At 75.7% G+C, this 13778-nt stretch carries 14 protein-coding genes; 6 read left to right on the plus strand and 8 right to left on the minus strand.

All coding sequences use genetic code 11. From position 1 onward, the window contains the following. Positions 1-16: 16 nt before the first annotated feature. Entirely contained in the window at positions 17-490 is a 474-nt protein-coding gene (locus E4P41_RS18950) for a CPBP family intramembrane glutamic endopeptidase (protein ID WP_245177480.1), read from the plus strand. Positions 491-558: 68 nt separating this feature from the next. Here the strand turns inward: E4P41_RS18950 and E4P41_RS18955 are convergent, their stop codons facing one another. Further along, positions 559-1440, minus strand: a complete 882-nt coding sequence (locus E4P41_RS18955; protein WP_135142799.1) for a polysaccharide deacetylase — start codon at positions 1438-1440, stop codon at positions 559-561. A 29-nt stretch (positions 1441-1469) separates the two neighbouring features. Next, positions 1470-2432, minus strand: coding sequence for an asparaginase (locus E4P41_RS18960; protein WP_135142800.1), 963 nt, complete (start codon positions 2430-2432; stop codon positions 1470-1472). A gap of 193 nt (positions 2433-2625) precedes the next feature. Here E4P41_RS18960 and E4P41_RS18965 point away from each other — a divergent pair, with 193 nt between their 5' ends. Continuing rightward, on the plus strand, positions 2626-4191 hold the full coding sequence (locus E4P41_RS18965) for an acyl--CoA ligase family protein (protein ID WP_135142801.1): 1566 nt from the start codon (positions 2626-2628) through the stop codon (positions 4189-4191). Between the two features lie 14 nt (positions 4192-4205). On the opposite strand, the gene E4P41_RS18970 is transcribed toward E4P41_RS18965, so the two are convergent. The 4 genes from E4P41_RS18970 to E4P41_RS18980 form a co-directional block, all read right to left on the minus strand. Next, positions 4206-4799 carry a nitrile hydratase subunit alpha gene (locus E4P41_RS18970; protein WP_135142802.1) on the minus strand — a complete coding sequence of 198 codons (594 nt, stop codon included), beginning with the start codon at positions 4797-4799 and terminating at the stop codon, positions 4206-4208. After that, on the minus strand, positions 4796-5086 hold the full coding sequence (locus tag E4P41_RS23815) for an SH3-like domain-containing protein (protein ID WP_167761180.1): 291 nt from the start codon (positions 5084-5086) through the stop codon (positions 4796-4798). The genes E4P41_RS18970 and E4P41_RS23815 overlap by 4 nt, the downstream gene beginning before the upstream one ends. Further along, complete coding sequence (locus E4P41_RS23820) at positions 5079-5381, minus strand: SH3-like domain-containing protein (protein WP_167761181.1); 303 nt, start codon at positions 5379-5381, stop codon at positions 5079-5081. The genes E4P41_RS23815 and E4P41_RS23820 overlap by 8 nt, the downstream gene beginning before the upstream one ends. 103 nt (positions 5382-5484) lie before the next feature. Beyond that, positions 5485-6417 (minus strand): alpha/beta hydrolase, encoded by a 933-nt coding sequence (locus tag E4P41_RS18980; protein ID WP_135142803.1) that lies wholly within the window; start codon positions 6415-6417, stop codon positions 5485-5487. Positions 6418-6550: 133 nt separating this feature from the next. Between E4P41_RS18980 and E4P41_RS18985 the strand changes: the two genes are divergently transcribed. After that, on the plus strand, positions 6551-7519 hold the full coding sequence (locus tag E4P41_RS18985; protein ID WP_245177481.1) for a D-glycerate dehydrogenase: 969 nt from the start codon (positions 6551-6553) through the stop codon (positions 7517-7519). 39 nt (positions 7520-7558) lie between these two features. Next, positions 7559-8587, plus strand: coding sequence for an Atu2307/SP_0267 family LLM class monooxygenase (locus E4P41_RS18990; protein ID WP_135142804.1), 1029 nt, complete (start codon positions 7559-7561; stop codon positions 8585-8587). Here E4P41_RS18990 and E4P41_RS18995 read toward each other — a convergent pair. After that, positions 8581-9213 carry a hypothetical protein gene (locus E4P41_RS18995; protein WP_135142805.1) on the minus strand — a complete coding sequence of 211 codons (633 nt, stop codon included), beginning with the start codon at positions 9211-9213 and terminating at the stop codon, positions 8581-8583. The genes E4P41_RS18990 and E4P41_RS18995 overlap by 7 nt on opposite strands. 105 nt (positions 9214-9318) lie before the next feature. Between E4P41_RS18995 and E4P41_RS19000 the strand changes: the two genes are divergently transcribed. Beyond that, positions 9319-10626 (plus strand): MFS transporter, encoded by a 1308-nt coding sequence (locus tag E4P41_RS19000; protein WP_209307806.1) that lies wholly within the window; start codon positions 9319-9321, stop codon positions 10624-10626. Here the strand turns inward: E4P41_RS19000 and E4P41_RS19005 are convergent. Beyond that, complete coding sequence (locus tag E4P41_RS19005; protein WP_135142806.1) at positions 10512-12044, minus strand: ATP-dependent DNA ligase; 1533 nt, start codon at positions 12042-12044, stop codon at positions 10512-10514. The genes E4P41_RS19000 and E4P41_RS19005 overlap by 115 nt on opposite strands. Before the next feature lie 305 nt (positions 12045-12349). Here E4P41_RS19005 and E4P41_RS19010 point away from each other — a divergent pair. Next, positions 12350-13778, plus strand: a 1429-nt coding sequence (locus E4P41_RS19010) for a DUF222 domain-containing protein (protein ID WP_135142807.1), incomplete at its 3' end; no start/stop codon positions are given.

Here is a 13778-nt window from a genome sequence, read left to right on the forward strand (position 1 = left end):
GATCTAGAGCACGATCGTGAAACCGCTCGGAGCGGCCGGCTACGCGGCGGCGCTGGCGCTGCCCGGGGTCCGGCCGCTGCTGGCCGACGGTCGGGCGGCCGGCCTCGGGAGCGGGGAGCTCGCCGGCCAGGTGCTGGTGCGGATCCCGCTCGGCACCGTGCTGTGGGAGGAGGTCGCGTTCCGCGGGGTGCTGCTGGCCGCGCTGGCCCGGCTGCTCCCGCGGGCGGACGCGGTGGGGGTGTCCGCCGCGGTGTTCGGGCTCTGGCACGTGCGGCCCACGCTCAGCGCGCTCGCGGCCAACGACCTGGTCGACGGTCCGCTGGCCCGCGCCGGTGCCGTGGTGCTGGCCTGCCTGGTCACCGCGGCCGCCGGCGTGCTCTTCGCCGAGCTGCGGGAGCGCAGCGGGAGCCTGCTGGCCCCGGTCCTGCTGCACCTGGCGACGAACTCACTGGGCCTGCTGGCCGCGGCCACAGCCCACCGGCTGGCTTGACGCCGACTTCCGGTCGTGGGCCTCGGCGATGCTCGGTGACCGGGTGGAGCTGCTGCGGCCGGGCCGGCTCAGGCCGGGCGGGGCGAGCGGCGCAGGAAGTCCTGCGCGATCTCGTCGAAGGTCGCCCACCGGACGCCGTCGTGGCCCTTGATGTGCGCGATGATGCGTTCCAGGGCCATGAGCACCTGCGGCCGCCCGGCGACGTCGGGGTGGATGGTCATCGTGAAGGCCGCGTAGTCCTGCTCGCGGTACACCCAGTCGAACTGGTCGGTCCACATCTGCTCGATGTCGCGCGGGTTGACGAAGCCGTGGCTGTTCGGGCTGGTCTTGACGAACATCATCGGCGGCAGGTCGTCGAGGTGCCAGTTCGCCGGGATCTCCACCAGCTCGGTCTCCCGGCCGCGGACCAGCGGCTGCATCCAGGTCTCCGCCGGCTGCGAGTAGTCGATCTTCGTCCAGCTGTCGCCCACCCGGACGTAGTACGGCTCGAAGTCCCGGTGCATCAGCGAGTGGTCGTAGGTGATGCCGCGCTCGAGCAGCAGCTCGTTGGTGACCGGGCTGAACTCCCACCACGGCGCGACGTAGCCGGTGGGCCGCCGTCCGGCCCGCTTCTCGATGAGGTCGATGCAGCGGTCGAGCACCGCAACCTCCTGCTCGCGGGTCATCGCGATCGGGTTCTCGTGGCTGTAGCCGTGGACGCCGATCTCGTGCCCCGCCGCCACGCAGGCGTCGAACTGCTCCGGGAACGTCTCGATGGAGTGCCCCGGCCAGAAGAACGTCTGGGTCAGCCCTTCCCGGCGGAACAGCTCGAGGATGCGCGGCACCCCCACCTCGCCGGCGAACAGGCCGCGCGAAATGTCGTCGGGGGAGTCCTCCCCGCCGTAGGACCCCAGCCACCCGGCGACGGCGTCGATGTCGACACCGAAGGACACGAAGATCTCCTTGGCCATGCCCGTTCCCCTCTCGATCCGTCGGTGTCTCAGAGCCGGCCGGCGAGGACCCGGCCCGGGTCGTGCCGGTCCACTGCCAGGGCGGCGGCCAGCAGCAGCCGCCCCTGCCACGGGCTCAGGTCCCCGCCGAGCAGGGCCCCGGCCCGGGCGAGCTCCGCCCCACCCCCGGCGTAGAGGGGCGCGACCGGCCCGGCCGGCACGCGCGAGCAGACCAGGACGGGCACGCCGCCCGCGACCAGCTCGGCGGCCGCCGCCGCGACCGGCGGCGGGACGTTGCCGGCGCCGAACGCCTCCAGCACGACCCCGGCCGCGCCGGCCGCGACCGCGGCGCGCAGCAGGGCGTCGTCCGCCCCCTGGGAGCAGGCGACGACGTCGACCCGCGGCAGCTCGGCCTCCAGGTCCAGCGGCAGCGCCGGCGGCCGCGCCGGGCGGGCCAGGGGGACGACGGCCCGGCCGGCCACCCGCAGGACGGGTCCGCGGCCGGGCGCGCCGAAGGCCGCGCTGCGCAGGGTCTCCACCTTGCGGACGCCGCGGGCGGCGAAGACCAGGCCGTCGAAGGCCAGCAGCACGCCCAGCCCGCGCGCCGCGGGGTCGGCGGCCACCCGCAGGGCGTCGGCCAGGTTCGCCGGGCCGTCGGGGGCCGGTGCGTCGAACGGCCGCTGCGCACCGGTGAACACCACCGGCCGGTCGTCGTCGTGCACCAGGTCGGCGAGGAACGCCGACTCCTCCATGGTGTCGGTGCCGTGGGTGACCACGACGCCGTCGACACCGTCGGCCAGGTGGCGGTGGACCTCGCGGAGCAGGCCGCGGACGTCGGCGCCGGTCAGCGCGAAGCTCGGCACGGTCGTGAGGTCGCTGACGGTGACCTCGAGGCCCGGCAGCGGCCCCGCTGACTCGAGCAGCTCGGCGGCCGGCGTGGTGGCCGCCAGCCCGTCGCCGGTGCGGCGGCTGGCGATCGTGCCGCCGGTCGCCAGCAGGTGGACCCGTGCCACGACACCTCCCGGTCCCTCGCCTCGGCCCCAGGTGACCACGACGCCCCGGCCGGCGCACCTCGGTGGCGGCCCGGAGGCGCACGCTGCCGCCGACCCGACCACCGGGCCGCAGCCGTCGCCGGTGAGCGGGCGGGCCGGACAGCGTCGACAATCCCGACGCAGAACCGTCCGCACCGCGCCCTCAGGAGACCAGGTGGCGACCTTCAGTTCCGCCCAGCTCACCCCCACCGCCTTCCTGGAGCGCTCCGCGCGGGTGTTCCCGGAGCGCACCGCGGTGATCGACGGGGACCGGCGGTTCACCTACCGGGAGTTCGCCGACCGCTCCCGGCGGTTGGCCGGTGCGCTGGCGGCCCGGGGCATCTCGCCCGGCGACCGGGTGGCGGCGCTGTGCACCAACAGCTCGACGATGCTGGAGCTGCACAACGGCGTGCCGTGGGCCGGGGCGGTTCTGGTCCCGCTCAACACGCGGCTCTCCGCGGGCGAGCTGGGGTACATCCTCCGGCACGCCGGCGCCGCGATCCTGGTCGCGGACGCCGTGCTCGCCCCGACCGCCAGCGAGGTCGCCGCCGCGGTGGGGATCCCGCTGGTGCTGGCCGGCGGCGAGGCCGGCGAGTACGAGCAGCTCCTGGCCTCGGCCGAGCCCCTGGCGCGGCGGTGCGCCGACGAACGGGGCTTGCTGGCGCTCAACTACACCTCCGGCACGACCGGCCGGCCCAAGGGCGTCATGTACAGCCACCGGGGCGCCTACCTGCAGGCGCTGGCGATGGCGCTGCACACCGGGCTGGGCCCCACCAGCCAGTACCTGTGGACGCTGCCGATGTTCCACTGCGACGGCTGGTGCTTCCCCTGGGCGGTGTCGGCCGGCGGCGCCACCCACGTGTGCCTGCCGCGGGTGGAGCCCGCCCGCATCTGGGCACTGTTGCGCGACGAGGGGATCACCCACTTCAGCGCGGCGCCGACCGTGCTGACCATGATCGCCAACGCGGAGGAGGCGGAGGCCGGCCCGGTCTCCCCGCGGGTCGCGGTGCAGACCGGCGGCGCGCCGCCCACGCCCACCCTGCTGGCCCGGATGTCGGCGCTGAACATGGACGTCACCCACCTCTACGGGCTCACCGAGACCTACGGGCCGGTGGCCGTCAACCAGTGGCACCCCGAGTGGGACGACCTCCCGCAGGAGCAGCAGGCCGAGTTCAAGGCCCGGCAGGGTGTCGCCAACGTGGTCGCCGAACCGCTGCGGGTGGTGGGGGAGGACGGGACGGACGTGCCCCGCGACGGGGAGACGATCGGGGAGATCGTCGCCCGCGGGAACGACGTCATGCTCGGCTACTACCGGGACGAGGAGGCGACGGCGAAGGCGACGCTGCCGGGGCCGGACGGCGGCCCCGGCTGGTTCCGCACCGGGGACCTCGCGGTCGTCCACCCGGACGGGTACCTCGAGATCCGGGACCGCAGCAAGGACATCATCATCTCCGGTGGCGAGAACATCTCCTCCGTGGAGGTCGAGCGGGCGCTGGACGCCCACCCCGCCGTGCTGGAGTCCGCCGTGGTCGCCGAGCCCCACGAGAAGTGGGGGGAGGTCCCGGTCGCGCACGTGACGCTGCGGCCGGGCAGCGAGGTCACCGACGAGGAACTCGCGACCTTCGTGCGGTCGCGGCTGGCGGGGTTCAAGGTGCCCAAGCGGTTCGTCTACGGGGAGCTGCCGAAGACCTCCACCGGCAAGGTGCAGAAGAACGAGCTGCGCGCGCGGTCCTCCGGCTGACCTCCGCAGGCCCCTCAGACGGCGGCGGTCCCGATCAGGCCCTTGCGGGTGACCAGGCCGGCCAGCTCCTCCTCCGACATGCCGTCGGTGCCCTCGGGCCGGCGGGACACCACCAGGTAGCGCGACTCCGCGCTGGCGTCCCACACGCTGATCCGCGTGGCCGCCGGGAGCTCGAGGCCGAACTCCTCGAGCACGCCGCGCGGGTCCCGCACGACCCGGGAGCGGTACGCCTCGCTCTTGTACCAGGCGGGGGACGGGCCGAGCAGCGCGATCGGGTAGCAGGAGCACAGCGTGCAGACCACCACGTTGTGCTCGTCCTCGGTGTTGGCGACGACCTTCAGCCGCTGCTCCTGCAGGCCGCCGGCCATCGACAGCCCGACCTCCCTGATCGCGGCGTTGGCGTCGGCGAGCAGCCGGTCCCGGAAGCCCGGGTCCACCCAGGCGCGCGCGGTGATCCGGGCGCCGTTGGCCGGCGAGCCCCCGGCGAGGAACTCGTCGATGCGCCGGTCGATCTCGCCCTCGTCCACGAGGCCGCGCGCCTCGAGCAGCGCCTCGACGTGCCGGACCCGCTCCGAGATCGCCGAGCTGCCGTGGTGGTCCCCGCTCATGGTGTCCCTCCCGAGGGATCGGCCGGCTCCAGGTAGTCCTCCCAGAGCTCCACGGTGACGGCGTGGTCGCCGTCGCCGAACAGGTCCGCGGCGGCGAACCGCACGTGGTAGACGGCCTGCGTCGTCCCCGGCAGTCCCCGGGCCCGGTCGTCGGCGAGCGGGTGGTGCCCGGCGAGCTCGACCACCCGGCCGACGGCGCCGCGGGCGTACCGCGGCAGCCGGGTGTGCCATGTCGGGTCGGCGGTGCTGGTCCGCACCGCGTCGCCCGGGGCGAAGCGGTCAGGCACCGGCGGCGTCCCCGGTGGCGGCGAGCTCCTCCGGCGTCGCCACGCCCTTCTCGACCAGCAGCGTGGTGATGGCCGTGAACCACTTCTCGTAGTAGGAGCTCGCGAGGTAGGCCGCGGGCTCCATCCGCTCGATGGCGTCGCGGAACTCGTCGAGGTTGTAGACGCCGCGCCGGATCAGCGCGGCGTTGAGGGCCAGCACGTGCGCTTCCCAGTCGGCGTGGAAGGCGGGCTCGTCCGGCTCCTCGGCGATCGCGGGGAACCCGACCATGCCGCCGACGTCGTTGATGCGGCTCACCCCGTGTTCCTACGCCGTCGCCGCGGCCCGGTCCAGCTCTCCGTACCGGCCTCTCGGCCGGCGCCGTGTCCCGGGGCGGCGGCCGCTCCGGGACACGCGGGCCTCATCGGTGCAGCAGCTCCCCGAAGCGGGCGCAGCTCTCGTCGACGGCGGCCTGGGCGGCGGGGGAGACCGCTCCCATGGCGAAGAAGCCGTGAATCAGCCCGTCGCAGCGGCGGACGTCCACCGGCACGCCGGCCGCGCGCAGCGCCTCGCCGTAGGCCTCGCCCTCGTCGCGCAGCGGGTCGTACTCGGCGGTGACGACGACGGCCGGCGGCAGCCCGGAGAGGTCGGCGGCGTGCAGCGGCGAGAGGCGAGGGTCCTTCGCGTCGTCCCAGGCGCCGGCGTAGTGCCCGTAGAACCAGTCCATCGTCGGCTGCTCGAGGAAGTAGCCCCGGGCGTTCTCCTTCCGCGACGGGTAGTCGCCGAGGGCGTCGACCGCGGGGTAGACGAGCAGCTGCCCGACCAGGGGGGTGCCCTCGGCAGTCAGCGTCTGGGCGACGACGGCGGCGAGGTTGCCGCCCGCGCTGTCGCCGGCGACGGCCAGCCGGTCGTCCCCGCCGAACTCGCCGAGGTGCGCGGCGATCCAGCGGGCGGCGGCGACGGCGTCCTCGGCCGCGGCGGGGAAGGGGTGCTCGGGGGCCAGCCGGTAGTCGACCGCGACGACGACCACCCGGCTGCCGCGGCAGATCGAGCGCACGGTGTTGTCGTGGGTCTCGAGGTCGCCGATCACCCAGCCGCCGCCGTGGAAGAAGGCGACGGTGGGAAAGGGGCCCTCGCCCTCGGGGCGGTACACGCGGGCACGCAGCTCGCCGTCGGCACCGGGGACGGTGGTGTCCTCGGTCGCGGCCACCGGCACCACGTGCTCGGGGGCACGCGCCGCGCTCAGTGCCAGGTACTGGGCGCGGCCGGCGTCCGGCGTCCCCTCGTACATGGGCGGCATGCCGCTCTCCTCGAGCATGGTGAGCAGTGCGGCGATGTACGGGTCGACCGGCACGGGACCTCCTGGTCGGTAGGGATGTGCGCTGGGTCACGGGAACCTACCGACGCCGTCCGACGGTTCCGGCACGCGGGTGTCCGCACCCCGCGGGATGGGGAGGCGGGGCGCGGCGGGCGGAGGGAGCAGCGCGGTGGAGGAGCAGGACCACGTGTACGTGCCCCGGCTGCTCACCGGCGACGCGATGGCCGAGCTGGCCGCTCTGGACCGTCCGCTCGTCGTCGGCCGCGAGGAGCCGCCGACGCGGGAGGAGATGCTCGCCGGCGTGGCGGGAGCGGCCGCGGTGGTGTGCACGCTCACCGAGCGGGTGGACGCCGCGGTGCTCGACGCGGCCGGCCCGCAGCTGCGGGTGGTCGCCAACACCGCCGTCGGCTTCGACAACGTCGACGTCGCCGCGGCCCGGGAGCGGGGCGTCGTCGTCACCAACACCCCCGGCGTGCTCGACCGCGCCACCGCCGACCTGACGATGGGGCTGGTCCTCGCCGTCGCGCGCCGCATCGCCGAGGGTGACCGCCTCCTCCGCCGCGGCACCCCGTGGGTCTGGGGCCCGCGGATGATGGTCGGCCTCGACCTCTCGGCCGGGGCCACCCTCGGCATCGTCGGGTTCGGCCGGATCGGCCGGGCCGTCGCGCGACGGGCCCGCGCCTTCGACCTGCGGGTGGTGGCCACGCCGACCCGCGCCGCGCTGGACGACGACGAGCGGGCGGCGACGGAGTTCCTCGAGCTGCCCGAGCTGTTGCGGCGGTCCGACGTCGTCTCGCTGCACTGCCCGCTCACCCCGGACACCCGGCACCTCGTCCGGGCGGAGACGCTGGCGCTGGTGCAGCCGCACGCCCTGCTGGTGAACACCGCACGCGGCGGCGTCGTCGACACCGACGCGCTCGTCGCGGCGCTGCAGGAGGGTCGGATCGGCGGCGCCGCCCTGGACGTGTTCGAGGACGAGCCGGACGTCGACCCGCGGCTGCTGGAGCTGGAGAACGTCGTCCTCACCCCGCACCTGGGCAGCGCCGCGGCGGCCACCCGCAGCGCGATGTGCCGGCTCGCCGTGGCCAATGCCGCCGCCGTCCTGGCCGGCCGCCCGGCGCCGACGCCCGTGCCCTGATCGACTAGTGGATCCGCAACCGACCCTGGGAGGACAGCCGTGCACCTCGGCGTCGACAGCTTCGTCGCAGCGGTCACCGACCCCGCGACCGAGCGGCTCATCGGTCCCGAGGAGCGGATGGCGCACCTGCTGGAGGAGATCGCCCTCGCCGACGAGGTGGGGCTGTACTCCTTCGGCATCGGGGAGCACCACCGCCCGGAGTACTACGACTCGGCGCCGCCGGTCATCCTCGGGGCGGCGGCGGCCCGCACCGCCCGCATCCGGCTCGGCAGCGCGGTGGCCGTGCTCAGCGCCGCGGACCCGGTGCGCGTCTTCCAGCAGTTCGCCACGCTGGACCTGATCTCGAAGGGGCGTGTCGACCTGGTGGTGGGGCGCGGCTCGTTCATCGAGGCGTTCCCGCTGTTCGGCCTGGAGCTGGCCGACTACGACTCCCTCTTCGAGGAGAAGCTCGACCTGCTGTTGCGGCTGCGCGAGTCCGAGCAGGTCACCTGGTCCGGTCGGCACCGGCCCGCGCTCACCGGGCAGGGCGTCTACCCGCGGCCGCTGCAGGACCCGCTGCCCATCTGGGTCGGTGTCGGCGGGACGCCGGAGTCCTTCGTGCGGGCCGGGCTGCTGGGCCTGCCGCTCATGGTGGCGATCATCGGCGGGGAGCCGCGGCAGTTCGCCCCGCTCGTGGAGCTCTACCGCCGGGCCGGGGCGCAGGCCGGGCACGCGCCGGAGCGGCTGCAGGTGGGCCTGCACGTGTTCGGCTACGTCGCCGGGAGCACCCAGGCCGCCGCCGACACGATCTACCCCGGCTGGCACGAGATGTTCACCAAGGTCTCCCGCGAGCGCGGCTTCGCCTCGCCGACACGGGCGCAGTTCGACGCGACCAGTGGGCCGGACGGCGCCTTCTTCATGGGCGACCCGGACACGGTGGCCGCCAAGCTCGGGCGGGTGTCGGAGCAGCTCGGCGGGGTGGACCGCGTCTCGCTGCAGATGACCAACCCGCGCCTGGCACACACCGACCTGATGCGCGGCATCGAGCTGCTGGGCACCGAGGTCGCGCCCCGGGTCGCGGGCTACTGAGCGCAGCGGGCGGTCGCCAGCAGCACCGGCTCGGGCTGGCCGGCCCAGGTGCCGGTGAGCATCGCGCCGGTGGCGGTCGCCGTCAGGTCCAGGACCCGGCGGACGACGAGCTCCAGGTCCCCGGCACAGACGGTCGTCGCATCGGCGGAGTCGGTGACGACGGGACTCTCCAGCGGCCCGACCTCGCCCGCCGACCCGCTGCCGGTCACCCGGGCGCTGGGCTCCCGGCGCTCCGGCGTCCCGTCGACCTCGACGAACTCCTCGGCCTGCGGGCTCCCGGCGAGCAGGGCCCCGGCCAGCGCGGCGACGTAGACCGGGTCGCCGCAGGCGTCGTACACCCAGCGCCGCCCGAGGACGGAGTGCTCCATCGTGCCGACCAGGTACGCCTCCTGCCCGGGCGCCGGGGCGCCGCGGTAGGTGAGCGGCACCTGGCGCAGGCTCCCGTCGCCGGCGCGGACGACGAAGGTCTCGACGCCGACCTCGCCCTCGGGGTCGTCGAAACGGTAGGCGGCCACCTGCTGCAGCCCGGCTCCCGCGGCCGCGCCGCCCCACGGCCGGGTGGGCACCCACCCGCCCACCAGCTCGAGCTTCGTCGGTCGCAGGTCGGCCCGGTGGATGATCGCCATGTCCCGACGCTAGAGGGTGCGGGTGACCACGCCCAGGGTGCCGGCCGGGCGGGCTCCGGCCCGGTGTGGTGCGGTGGGCAGGGGACCGCGGGGAGGGGACGCCGGATGGCACGGGGTACGGCGGTCGGCCGGACGCACACGTCTCTCCGGGCCCGGGCTGCCGTCTTCCTGCTCGGCCTGGCCGCGCTGCTGCCCATCTACTCTCCCCAGCCGCTGCTGCCCGAGCTCGCCCGCGACCTCGGCGTCCCCGCGACCTCCACCGCCTGGACGGTCAGCGCCACGGCCCTCGGCGTGGCGGTTGCGGCGCCGTTCGCCGGGGCGGTGTCGGACCGGCTGGGGCGCCGGCGGGTGATGCTGGCGGCGATCGGCGCGACGGCGCTCGCGACGGTCGCCTGCGCGGCCGTGCCCGGATTCTCCGCGCTGCTGGCGGCCCGGTCGGTCCAGGGTCTGCTCGTCCCGTTCGTCTTCGCGGTCGCGGTGGCCTACGTCGCCGAGGAGGTCGCCGGTCCCGGCGCCGCCGCGCTCAACGCCCTGTACGTCTCCGGGACCGCGTTCGGCGGCTTCCTCGGCCGGTTCCTGTCCGGGGCGGTCGCCGCGCAGCTGGGCTGGCGGGCGTCCTTCGTCGCGCTCGCGCTGGTCCTGCTGGCGACCCTGGCCGGCGTCGCGGCCTGGCTCCCGCGGGAGCGGCGCTTCCGGCCGTCGGGCGGCCTGCTGGCCGGCGTGCGCGGCATCGGCGGTCACCTGCGCAACGGGCGGCTGCTGGGCACCTGCCTGGTCGGTGCGGCGCTGCTGTTCGTCCAGGTCGGCGCCTTCACCTACGCCGGGCTGCACCTGGCGGCGCCGCCGTTCGGGCTCGGCACGGTCGAGGTCGGGGCGGTGTTCGCGGTGTTCCTCGTCGCCGTCGTCGTCACGCCGTCCACCGGCCGGCTCGTCCCCCGGATCGGTCCCCGCGTGGTCCTCGTGCTGGCGACCGCCACCTCGCTGGCCGGTCTGGCGCTGACGCTGGTGCCGTCCACGGCAGCGGTCGTCGCCGGGCTGGCGGGGGCCTCGACGGGCGTGTTCGCGGCCCAGGCCTGCGCCACCGGCCAGGCCGCCGAGTCCGGGGGGCGCGCGCGGTCGAGCGCCGTCGGGCTGTACCTGACCTGCTACTACGCCGGCGGCGGCATCGGGGCGGTCGCCCCTGCGCCGCTGTACGAGGCGGCCGGGTGGGCCGGATGCGTCGCCCTGCTGGCGGCGGTGACCGTCCTCGCCGCCGTCGCCGGATCCCTCGCCTGGCCCGTCGGGGCCGGCCGTGCGGCTCAGCCGCCGGCGAGCAGCGCGCGCACGGCGTCGATCGTGTCGGCCTCGGCCGGGGACTTGTCGGGCCGGTACCGCACCACGCGGGCGAAGCGCAGCGCGACCCCGCCGGGGTAGCGGGGGCTGCGCTGGGCGCTGTCCAGGGCGACCTCGACGACCAGCTCCGGCTCGAGGAGCACACCCCACCCGTGTTGCTCCCGGGCGTGCCCGGGGAAGGTCCGCGTCTGCCAGTTCAGCAGCTCGTCGGTCATCCCCTTGAAGGTCTTGCCCACCATCACCGGCTCCCCGCCGTCCGGGTCGCGTGCGCCGAGGTGGATGTTGGACAGCTTCCCGGAGCGCCGGCCGTAGCCCCACTCCGCGCCGAGGACGACCAGGTCGAGGGTGTGCACCGGCTTGACCTTCTGCCACGCCCGGCCGCGCCGGCCGGCGGCGTAGGGCGCAGCGAGGTCCTTGACGACGACGCCCTCGTGCCCGGCGGTGAGGGCGCCGTCGAGCACCCCGGCCGCCTGCTCCGGGGTGGGCCGGCGGACGCCGGGCATCCGCAGCGCGGCGTGCTCCTCGCCGCCCAGCAGCTCCGCCAGCGCGTCGAGGCGGACGTCCAGCGGCTCGTCGAGCAGGTCGCGGCCGTCGAGGTGGAGCAGGTCGAACAAGAAGGGGCTGAGCAGCACGGCGGCGTCGGAGGCGCCGCTGCCGAAGCGGCTCATCGTGTCCTGGAAGGCGCGCGGCCGGCCGTCGTCGTCCAGGGCGAGGGTCTCCCCGTCGAGGACGGCGGTGCGGCACGGCAGTGCCCGGATGCGGTCGACCAGCTCGGGGACGCCGTCGGTGACCTCGCGCAGGGTGCGGGTCCACACGCGGACGTCGTCGCCGTCCCGGTGCACCTGGATGCGGGCGCCGTCGAGCTTGTGCTCCACGGTGACGTCCTCGCCGAGGTCGGCGAGGGCGGCGTCCAGGGACGAGCCGGGGCTGGCGAGCATCGGCCGAACGGGTCGGCCGACCTGGAGGGTGATGGCTACCAGTGCCGGCGTTCCGCCGGTGAGGGCGGTGGCCGCGGTGCCGGGCAGGCTCCCGGACAGCATGAAGGCCCGCCGGACCGTCGCCGCCGGGACGTCGGCCGCGGTGGCGATCGCGTCGAGGACCACGCCCTCGAGCGCGCCCTGGCGCAGCTCACCGGTGAGCAGGCGGACGAGGAAGCGCTGCTCGTCGGCGGTGGCGCTGCCGAACAGTCCGGCCAGCGTCGCCTCGCGCCTCGTTGCGGACCCGGGGCCTGCGGTGCCGGCCAGCTCGGTGAGCGCGCGTTCGACGGCGGCGACGGTCAGCGTCGGCGCCGGAGCGGCATCGTGGGTCAGCCGGGCGAGCGTCCGCCAGCCGACCCCGAGCCGGCCCTGCAGGGTGTCGCCGGCCAGCCATGCGGTGACCGGCTGCACCTCGTCGTCGTCCGCGCGGCGGAGCACGTCGGCGATGGCCGTCGCCTTCGCCGTGCGCGACCGGGTGGCCGCCACCGTGGCGGAGGCGGTGACGACGTCGGCGAGCAGCACGGCGCGATGATGACAGCCGGCCACGACGAAACCGGTCGCTGCGCCGCTGACCAGCGCTTTCTCGCTCGTAGGCCTTGATCCCGTCAGTGTCCGAACGTATGATCGAGAGCATGGACGGCGGGACGCAGACCAGCACCTCGGGTGCTGGCGCGCCTGCTGTGGGGTGGGCGTCGGGCCCGCTGGGGGTGGTGCAGGCCGCGGATCGGGAGATCGGGCGCCAGACGGCTCTTCGGGCGCGGGCGGTGGCGGCGTTCGCCGCTTCCCGGCCGGCTTCAGCCGACCGCGCCCAGGGTGAACGTGGTGCGATGAGCGCCGAACGCTGGGCCGCCCGGGCGGAGGTGTTGCGCCCGGTGTCGGAGTGGGCGACGCCGGAGGTGGCGATCGCGCTGAACCTGACCCAGCAGGGCGCCGAGCGGCTGCTGGCCGAGTCGCTGATCCTGGTGCACCGGCTGCCGGCCATGCTGGCGGCGCTGGAAGCGGGGGTGTTGCACGCCGGGCATCTGTGGCATCTGATCGACAAGGTCGCTCCGGTCGCCGATGACGCGCTGCGCGGGGAGATCGAGGCCGAGCTGCTTGCCTGGGTCGCGAAGCGGAACCAGGTGACCAGCCCGGCCCAGCTGGGGGACAAGGCCCGCCGGGTGGTCGCGAAGCGGGACGCGGCCGCGGCGGCGCGGCGGTTGGCCCGGGCGCTGACGGAGCGGGGGATCTCGCTGCGGCCGGAGCGGGCCGAGGGGATGGCCGCGCTGACCGTGGTGTGCACGATGCCCGAGGCGCGGGCGCTGCACGCCGCGCTGGTGCGGTGCGCCGACGCGCTGGCCGACGACCCCGACGGTCCGGACGGTCCGGAGGGTCCGGTGCGGACGCGGGGGCAGAAGATGGTCGACGCGCTGCTGGACCTGGTGCTGCGACCGGGTGAGACCGACCTGCCGCCGGTGCGGGTGCTGCTCTCCGTCGTGGCGTCGGTGGGCACGCTGCTGGGCGGGGATGCTGCGGCGGAGGTGGACGGGGAGCTGGTGCCCGCGGAGATGGCCCGTCAGCTGGTGCGCGCCTTCGCCGGCCACGACTCGACCCCGACCACGGCTCACCCGGCCGCGGCGGGCGCTGCTGCCCCGATCGGCTCGGGCGCCGGGGCCGACGAGGACGTGGTCGGCCCGGGCGGCGAGGCCGTGGTGACCGGGTCGGGGGACTGGTTCGACGATCCGGTGTGGTGGGCCGAGGCCGAACGGCGGATCGCCGCCGGTGACTTCGGCGGAGCGGGGCTGCCCGGCTGGTCGGCGTTCGTCGGGGACGCGGTCGAGCCCGGTGAGCCGTACTGGTCGGAGACCGTGCATCCGTCGGAGTGGGTGACCGATCCGGCCGAACGCGCCGCCTGGCTCACCGCCGGACAAGACCGCGAGCGGAACCTGGAGAGCCCGCCGGCGAACACGGGCGCGCCACCGCACACCCACTCGCCACCGCGCACCGGGCCGCCATCGCAGGCCGCGTTCCCGGACGTCGGCCCGCAGCCGCACGCCGCGTCCCCGCACGCTGCCGCCCCGCCGCACGCCGCGTCCCCGGACGCCGACCCGCCCGCGCACGCCGACCCGTCCCCGCACGTTGCCGCGTCCCCGCACGTTGCCGCTTCTCCGGACGTCGACCCGCCGCCGGACGCGGCCGGGCCACCACCGCCAGATGCCGACCGGCCACCGTCGGATGGCTGGTGGGCGGCCGCCGACCGCGCGGTCGACGACGCCG

Source organism: Geodermatophilus sp. DF01-2 (assembly GCF_004571065.1).
Classification (GTDB): domain Bacteria; phylum Actinomycetota; class Actinomycetes; order Mycobacteriales; family Geodermatophilaceae; genus Geodermatophilus.

Bases quoted from the DNA above. Each gene is read 5' to 3' on its own strand.
- E4P41_RS18955 (WP_135142799.1), bottom strand. From the start codon at position 1,440: ATGGCCAAGGAGATCTTCGTGTCCTTCGGTGTCGACATCGACGCCGTC.
- E4P41_RS18970 (WP_135142802.1), bottom strand. From the start codon at position 4,799: ATGAGCGGGGACCACCACGGCAGCTCGGCGATCTCGGAGCGGGTCCGG.
- E4P41_RS19000 (WP_209307806.1), top strand. From the start codon at position 9,319: ATGGCACGGGGTACGGCGGTCGGCCGGACGCACACGTCTCTCCGGGCC.
- E4P41_RS18995 (WP_135142805.1), bottom strand. From the start codon at position 9,213: ATGGCGATCATCCACCGGGCCGACCTGCGACCGACGAAGCTCGAGCTG.